At 57.9% G+C, this 6387-nt stretch carries 8 protein-coding genes; 5 read left to right on the plus strand and 3 right to left on the minus strand.

Annotated elements, in window-relative coordinates:
• Positions 1-188: YbaK/EbsC family protein (locus EN750_RS13750; protein ID WP_281062294.1), on the plus strand; the 188-nt coding region annotated here is incomplete at its 5' end.
• Positions 189-389: 201 nt separating this feature from the next.
• On the opposite strand, the gene EN750_RS13755 is transcribed toward EN750_RS13750, so the two are convergent.
• Together EN750_RS13755 and EN750_RS13760 are read right to left on the minus strand one after the other, a co-directional pair.
• Positions 390-1556 carry a tyrosine-type recombinase/integrase gene (locus EN750_RS13755; RefSeq protein ID WP_127396734.1) on the minus strand — a complete coding sequence of 389 codons (1167 nt, stop codon included), beginning with the start codon at positions 1554-1556 and terminating at the stop codon, positions 390-392.
• Between the two features lie 211 nt (positions 1557-1767).
• Positions 1768-2013 carry a helix-turn-helix transcriptional regulator gene (locus EN750_RS13760; RefSeq protein WP_245482701.1) on the minus strand — a complete coding sequence of 82 codons (246 nt, stop codon included), beginning with the start codon at positions 2011-2013 and terminating at the stop codon, positions 1768-1770.
• Positions 2014-2554: 541 nt separating this feature from the next.
• Between EN750_RS13760 and EN750_RS13770 the strand changes: the two genes are divergently transcribed.
• From EN750_RS13770 to EN750_RS13785, 4 genes are all read left to right on the plus strand, one after another.
• Complete coding sequence (locus EN750_RS13770; protein WP_127396735.1) at positions 2555-3085, plus strand: hypothetical protein; 531 nt, start codon at positions 2555-2557, stop codon at positions 3083-3085.
• Positions 3086-3167: 82 nt separating this feature from the next.
• The gene (locus EN750_RS13775) at positions 3168-3470 is read left to right on the plus strand and encodes a hypothetical protein (protein ID WP_127396736.1); all 303 of its coding nucleotides are present in this window, start codon (positions 3168-3170) and stop codon (positions 3468-3470) included.
• A 420-nt stretch (positions 3471-3890) separates the two neighbouring features.
• Positions 3891-4226 carry a hypothetical protein gene (locus tag EN750_RS13780; RefSeq protein WP_127396737.1) on the plus strand — a complete coding sequence of 112 codons (336 nt, stop codon included), beginning with the start codon at positions 3891-3893 and terminating at the stop codon, positions 4224-4226.
• A 42-nt stretch (positions 4227-4268) separates the two neighbouring features.
• Positions 4269-4880: a hypothetical protein gene (locus EN750_RS13785; protein ID WP_127396738.1), complete on the plus strand. Its 612-nt coding sequence runs from the start codon at positions 4269-4271 to the stop codon at positions 4878-4880.
• 4 nt (positions 4881-4884) lie between these two features.
• Here EN750_RS13785 and EN750_RS13790 read toward each other — a convergent pair.
• A partial coding sequence (locus EN750_RS13790) for a terminase TerL endonuclease subunit (protein ID WP_127396739.1) occupies positions 4885-6387 on the minus strand: 1503 nt, incomplete at its 5' end.

Consider the following 6387-nt stretch of genomic DNA (forward strand, 5'->3'; position numbering starts at 1 on the left):
GCCGCCCGGTCGGCGGCGTCTGCCCGTTCGGCCTGCCGGCGCCGCTGCCGGTCTATTGCGACGTATCGCTGCGCGAGTTTGACGAAGTGGTGCCTGCGGCAGGCGCCACCAACGCCGCGGTGCGGATTGCACCGCAGCGCATGGTTGAGATTACCGGCGCTGAGTGGGTGGATGTGTGCCAGAGGTAGCATTAGCACCAAGCCGGAGCTCAAGCGCACAGGAGATGGTGCCCCGATCCGAGATTTGGCCGGGCTGACCGGGGCATCTGGAGGGGCGGACTTCGGGGGAAAGTCCTGCTTTGAATTGGTCGGAGTGGCCGGATTCGAACCGACGACCCCTTGACCCCCAGGAAAATAGGCGTTTTCCGTTTTTGATAGTTCTTTCAATGATTAAGCCCGTTTCCGTTTCGGGGTTCGGGACTTTTTTCGGGACTCAGTGCCTTGCTTTTGCAACGCCTCCATGGCTGTCGCAACTTCCTCATCGAGCACGTGCGCGTAACGCGTCGTGGTCTTTATGTCGGCGTGACTTAGCGCTTTCTGCACCGTCTTCAGATTGCCTGTGGCGCGCAGAAGCTTGGTTGCAAGGTCGTGTCGGAAATCATGAAAGCGAAAGTCGGATACACCAGCCGCTTTGCGGACGCGCTTCCACTGCGATTTCAATCCCTCGTAGGTCACCGGGTATCGTTTCCCGCGTTCACGGGAGTCACCATCACCTTTGTAGCCAGCATCGGCCTTTCGCGCCCGCTTTGCCTCATACGTAAACACCCACTCGGTGTGATGCTTGCGCAAGGGCAGCAGGATGCCACGCACCGTCGAGGTGAGGGCGGTTTTGACGGTTGCGCCGCCCTTGCCAATTGTGACAATCCAGCCTGTCTCCCAATCAACGTCCTGCCATCGCAAAAGGCATTCGTCCAAGCGCATTCCGGTAGCGCGGGCAAATTCAAAAATCGGCGTGTAATCGGATCTCGTCGCCAGCCGAAGGGCCGCGCTTTCATTCCCACGCAATTCCCGAACGCGCTCCTTTGGCTCGGCAAGGAAATGGTCATGCCAATTCGGTTCAACGGGGAAGGTGTGACGCCAAGTTCGTTTCGCGCGGGTGAATATCTTCTTGAGCACGAGCGTAGTGGAGCGGTTCACAGTGGCAGCGGACACAAGGTGCATTGCCTCGCCGTCCTTTGTCTGCGCGCGTCCCCACGCCGATTGCGAGCGCCGCCACTGAACTAGCTTGGCAACCTCATCGTCGTTAATGTCGACAAGGAGCTTTGCCGGTCCGAAATAATCCACCAGCCGTCCAAGGTCGGTCCACGTGGTTTTCGCGTTTGCGTGGTGCTCGCCGACTTCTCGCCAGTAGCGTGCTGCGGCATCATCGATTGTGAGTGGTCCTCCGCCTGCGGCCCTGGCTGCCTTGATAGCAGCCTTAGCCTTGTCCCGCTGGTCGCGTTCTACGCCGCGCGCATCTCGCTCATTTTTGCAGCCCGTAGAGCCGTGAAACCGCTGGCCACCGACTTGGAAGTCAAATTGGTAATATGGGCTGTTCTTGGGTTTGTAGACGGACAATCGCGTGTCCTCCTTCTGGCAATGAAATCCGTAACATCGCAAGGGATAAAACCCATTCGCGGGCGCTTGGCGCCGCAGCCAATAGGGACGTAAGCAAGTTCGCCGCTCCTAGTATGTGCAAGGAGCGTTTTCGTTGTAATGCCAAGTGCGGCGGCCGTTTGCTTTGCAGTCCAAAGCAGCGCGGCTGGCATATTGTCGTTGTCAGCACGCATCAGGCGCCTCCTTCGAGCCGCGGCTGCACCCACTCGTCCCATGTCTTGTGCGGGATGAATTCGACCCCGTTCTTCTCAAGGACATCCCGGATTTTGACGAGGGTCGCTGGTTTCAGTTCTTTGCCGTTTTCGAGCTTCGTGATTGTAGCGGTTGAGACGTCTGCCTCGGCCGCCAGGTCGCGAACCGTGAGACGCGCGAGCGTGCGCGCCGTGCGATAGAGCATCATGCGTTCGAACTCCGGCATGCGAGGAAGTTTGGCCATAGTGATACAATGTAGTAGTTTTCGCCTCTTTAGTCAATGCTACATTGTATCATTTTTTCTAGGCATATTAAAAAGCCCGCGCGAGGCGGGCCGTCGTTACATTAGCAGCCGCTTGACGAAGCCGCTGGCCGCGCCAGAGTCATGGGCATGGCCAGGGGCATTAAGATCGGCGACGAGGTTGCGATCACAGCGACCGTCCGGCGACGCGTCACCGAGGATCGCGTCAGCGTCTCAATCCCGTCCTATCGCTTTCCACACTCGATTGTTGACAGAACATCCAAGGTGAAGAAGGGCCAGCCGTTGGAACTGGTCGGCGACGTCACGCATATCGACGGGGATTGGGTGACGGGTGAACCTTGGCATCCCGGTCACGGTGAACATGGACACGCTCAGGCTGGTGACGGCCTACAAGCCGCCCACGAGGAAGACGCCGCTGGTGGACAAGCCGACGTAGGTACTTGCACGCCCGCGGCAGTTGGGCGATGCTGATGTCTGCCTTGAGAGAAGCGGCCCTTGGCACCTTATGAAAAAGCCGCGTGATAACCGACGAGCCTACGTCGAAGAGAAGCAAGAAGCAGCACGACTGCCCGACATAACTCCCAAAACAACCCGGCTCGCGGCCTCGCTCACGCGCGGCTCCGGCCCTAAAGAGCATTTGGAGGAAGTCATGCAGACGCAGAATGGTTATTGGTGGGCGATTAGCATTCGGCAGGACGACGGCCGGCCCGAGATTATCGATGTAGGTACTTATTCATTCGGCCAAATGGCCAATCGCATTGGAGACTCTGACCCATTTGACCTATTCGAATTCGAGCTGCTCCAGCACGTCGATACCAGCGCCTGGCCGCAGACGGGGAAGGTCGACCCAGGAGCTGTCAGCGAGGGCTATTGGTGGGCTGTCGACCCTGCGGAAGAGGCACACCAGATTGTCTTGGTAGGAAAAGATGGAGCCGTACAGGACTTCAACGGCGACTTTGGCTCCAGTCTTGATGCGTTTGAATTCCTAATGCCAATCGACACCAGCGGCTGGCCGACTGCTCTACCCGTTGACTAAGTTGGCCCGCTCTACCGTGGTCGAGGCTTGTAGCTCCGGATATGACATGTCAGTTTGGCGTAGAAAAGGGAGGGAATCATTCATGGCCAATCGAATGGAATTCGATCAGAACGAAGATCATATCGGCGGGAATTTTGAATGGGACGTGGCGCCTAGTTGCTGCGATCTGCTGAAGGATGCCGTAGACGAGGAGAAGTTCATCTTCGTCAGCAATTTCGCTAGCAAGGAATCCAACTCCTTTTATATGATGCCAGTTACTAGCGAAGGTTATTTTGCACGGGAAAGCGGCGTCTCGATCAGCCATTGCCCTTGGTGCGGGAAGAAGATCGTAGCTACCAAAAAGTATCCTGATAAAAAGTCCGCAAAGGTCGGCAGCGCATCTTGAACTAATCCTCCCGCCACACAGGCACGCGGTGGATTTTGAGCGAGACCAGCCGCCGGATGCGCAGACCTACGGCTTCACTCCCGCTTGGAACGAACCCCTTCACGTCCAGCGGCCCGTGGTCGCCAGCCTCGCAGCGCATCCGGCGCATTAGCGAGTCAACGTCGACATCGCCGAAAATCTGAATCAAGTCGTCAGGGCGATAGTTGTGCGTCCTCTTACAGTAGCGGCAGGTGACACGGACCAAGCTCCGCGTCTCATTGAGCGCTGACAGCGGAAAGATTTTCGTTTTTGGCCAATACGGTTCCGGCATGAGAACGAAATAGGAACAAATGCCTGTGCAGGTCAAGGGAGTGAAATTGGTCAACGCCTAGACTCACGTCCGCTCGGCGTGCGACGGTGACGCAGGAATGGGAGGGGAAGATGTTTCGTGTGGTCTGCTGCGCAGCGTTTGTTGGCGTGGCTATTTCTCCGACATTTGCAAAAGACACGACAGACCCAAAGATCATCTCGTTCTGTCAAGAGCGTTGGGGCGATGATTACGTGATGCAGCAGGATTGCCGCAAAAGCCAGCAGGACGCTTTGATTTCTGCCTTCGCAACAAAAATGGCCGCCGAAAACAGCCCCACCATTACGAAAATAATCCGTCTCTGCCGCCAACGGTGGGGCGACAAGCAAGGCAGGACGGATTGGGTGATGGTCAACGATTGCACTGAAAGTCAGGCCAAGGCGTACTACGAAATGAACCTGGCGAAGTGAAGTTCGACAGTTAGCTTTTGCTGGTTCAGGGAGGGTGCTCGCTTGGTTTCATCGATGCGCATAACAGTAGCAGTGGTCGTCACATTGTTGCTTGGCGCGCCCCTGGCTTTCGCTGCTTCTCCGAGTTTTGACTGTGCCAAGGCTACGAACGCGGACGAAAAGGCGATCTGCACCAACGCGCAACTCGCGAAAAATGACCAACTCACAACTGACGCATTCAACCAGGCCAAGGCGAAGAATCGAAAAGCTGCCTTAGCTACGGCTCGGGGCTTTCTGAAGACCCGAGCCGCTTGTGGGGCAGACATCGATTGCATCGCTAATGCGCAGACCCAAGCCGTTCTTGATTTTGCCTTGCTCGGTGCTCAACTGCCGAAACCTGAGCCTGAGCCCGCGAAGACGGATTCCACTATGTCGGAAATTCGCACTAACTGCGCGGCGGAGTGGCAGGGCGACTATCGAATGCAAGAATACTGCATCAACCAACAGACCGAAGCATTGCAGGCAATGAAGCCGGTGGCAGATTCCGCAACTCCAGTTGAGCGTGAGATTCTAGGCAAGTGTGCCAACGAATGGCGAAAGCCCGTTGGGTTCGACTATCGCATGGTCAAATACTGCTACGAGAAGCAGATTGAGGCTTACAGACGGCTGAATTGATCGCCTACCCAAACGCCGCTAGCGCCGTCTCCCACGCCGGGTCGTCGTAAAGGCTGCCGCTTTCAGCGCTACCGCCCGCAGCCGCACGATTTACGGCCATTGCCGCGGCAATCGCGCCGTCGATCGACAGATGACGCTTGCCCTTGTGCAGGCGCACCTTGTGGCCGTGGCTGTTTGTCTCGACTTCGACATTGGCGAAGCAGAAGCGGAGGATTTCATGCCCGCCATGCTTGAACCTCTTGGCGACGATCGCCCGTTCCAATTCGGCAATCGCCGGCATCATGGACAGCGAACCCTGCCGGTGCTCCACGGCTGGGAAGCCGTCTTCCAAGAGGTTGTTCAGCGTGTTCCTGGCCAATGCCGGGTCGAACGCGATTTCCCGCACGTCGAACTCGTCGCATAGCTCGCGTATCTTGTCCTCGACCGCACGGAAGTCGACTACGTTGCCAGGCGTGGCCGTTATCAATCCCTCGTCTGCCCATCGTACATAGGGCGCCCCGGATGCTTCCTGCCGCGCTCGCAGGTTCTCTGCCGGGCAAAAAAACCACGGCACGACAACATAGCCATCCCCGAAACGGAACGCCGCGACGATTACGGTGAGGTCGCCGGATGACGATAAATCGACCCCGAGCCAACACGGTCCGCCTGCCAATGTCGCAAGATCGATCGGCTCGGCGCCTTCGTCATAGGTGGCCATTTCCACGAATGGCGAAGCGCTGTGGTCGAGCCAAAAGTTGCAATGATACTGCTTGAAGGCCTCACGTTCGGCCGGCCTTGCTTCGGCCTCGCGCGCCATTGCCCGCAAGCCGGCAAGATCAGGATAGCCAAGCGCCAAGCCAGGGTTAACGGCGTGCCACATGGCCTCGTTACGCCAGTCTGCGTCGGCTGGCGCTTGGAATAGGATCGGAAGAAAACTCGGATCGTCAACCTCGCCGCGCGCCACCCGTCGCACGTAGTCGTAAAGGTCATAAGCCAGGTTTTCCTGGCCACGTCCCGCCGTGGTGATGATGACGTTCAAGCTGCCTGCCGTCTTCGCCAAGCCGGTGCGCAATGCCTCCCAAAGATCACGGCCCTTCCACGCATGGAGCTCATCCGTAAGAAGAAAATTCGGCGTGCGCCCATGCTGGGTCGCGCCGTCGCTGGAAATCGCCTCGAATGTTGCGCCCTTGCGTGGGTGAACAATTTTAGCCGTGCCTGGCCGAAGCTTCAGCTTTGCAGCAACGCTGCTGTCCGACTCCACAATACCAAGCACCTCGCCATAAGCGATGCGAGCCTGCTTGGCGTCCGCAGCCGCCGCAATGGCTTGCCCATGTGGTACACGCTCCGGGCCGAACGTATGGAGGCAGGCAAGTCCGGCGCCGATCTGAGAGGTCTTGCGTGCCCCGCGCGGCACCATGATGAAGGCCGTGCGAACCTGCCGCAGACCACTCTCATCGCGCGGCCCGTAGATGCGGCGAATGATACGCTCCGCCCAATCGTCAAGCTGAAAAGCGTGTCCGGCCAATGT

The organism is Mesorhizobium sp. M7A.F.Ca.ET.027.03.2.1, assembly GCF_003999175.1.
Lineage (GTDB): Bacteria > Pseudomonadota > Alphaproteobacteria > Rhizobiales > Rhizobiaceae > Mesorhizobium.

What these genes read in the sequence shown, in the direction of transcription:
- EN750_RS13760 (WP_245482701.1), bottom strand. Translation starts at nt 2,013, where the DNA reads ATGCCGGAGTTCGAACGCATGATGCTCTATCGCACGGCGCGCACGCTC.
- EN750_RS13770 (WP_127396735.1), top strand. Translation starts at nt 2,555, where the DNA reads ATGAAAAAGCCGCGTGATAACCGACGAGCCTACGTCGAAGAGAAGCAA.
- EN750_RS13775 (WP_127396736.1), top strand. Translation starts at nt 3,168, where the DNA reads ATGGCCAATCGAATGGAATTCGATCAGAACGAAGATCATATCGGCGGG.
- EN750_RS13780 (WP_127396737.1), top strand. Translation starts at nt 3,891, where the DNA reads ATGTTTCGTGTGGTCTGCTGCGCAGCGTTTGTTGGCGTGGCTATTTCT.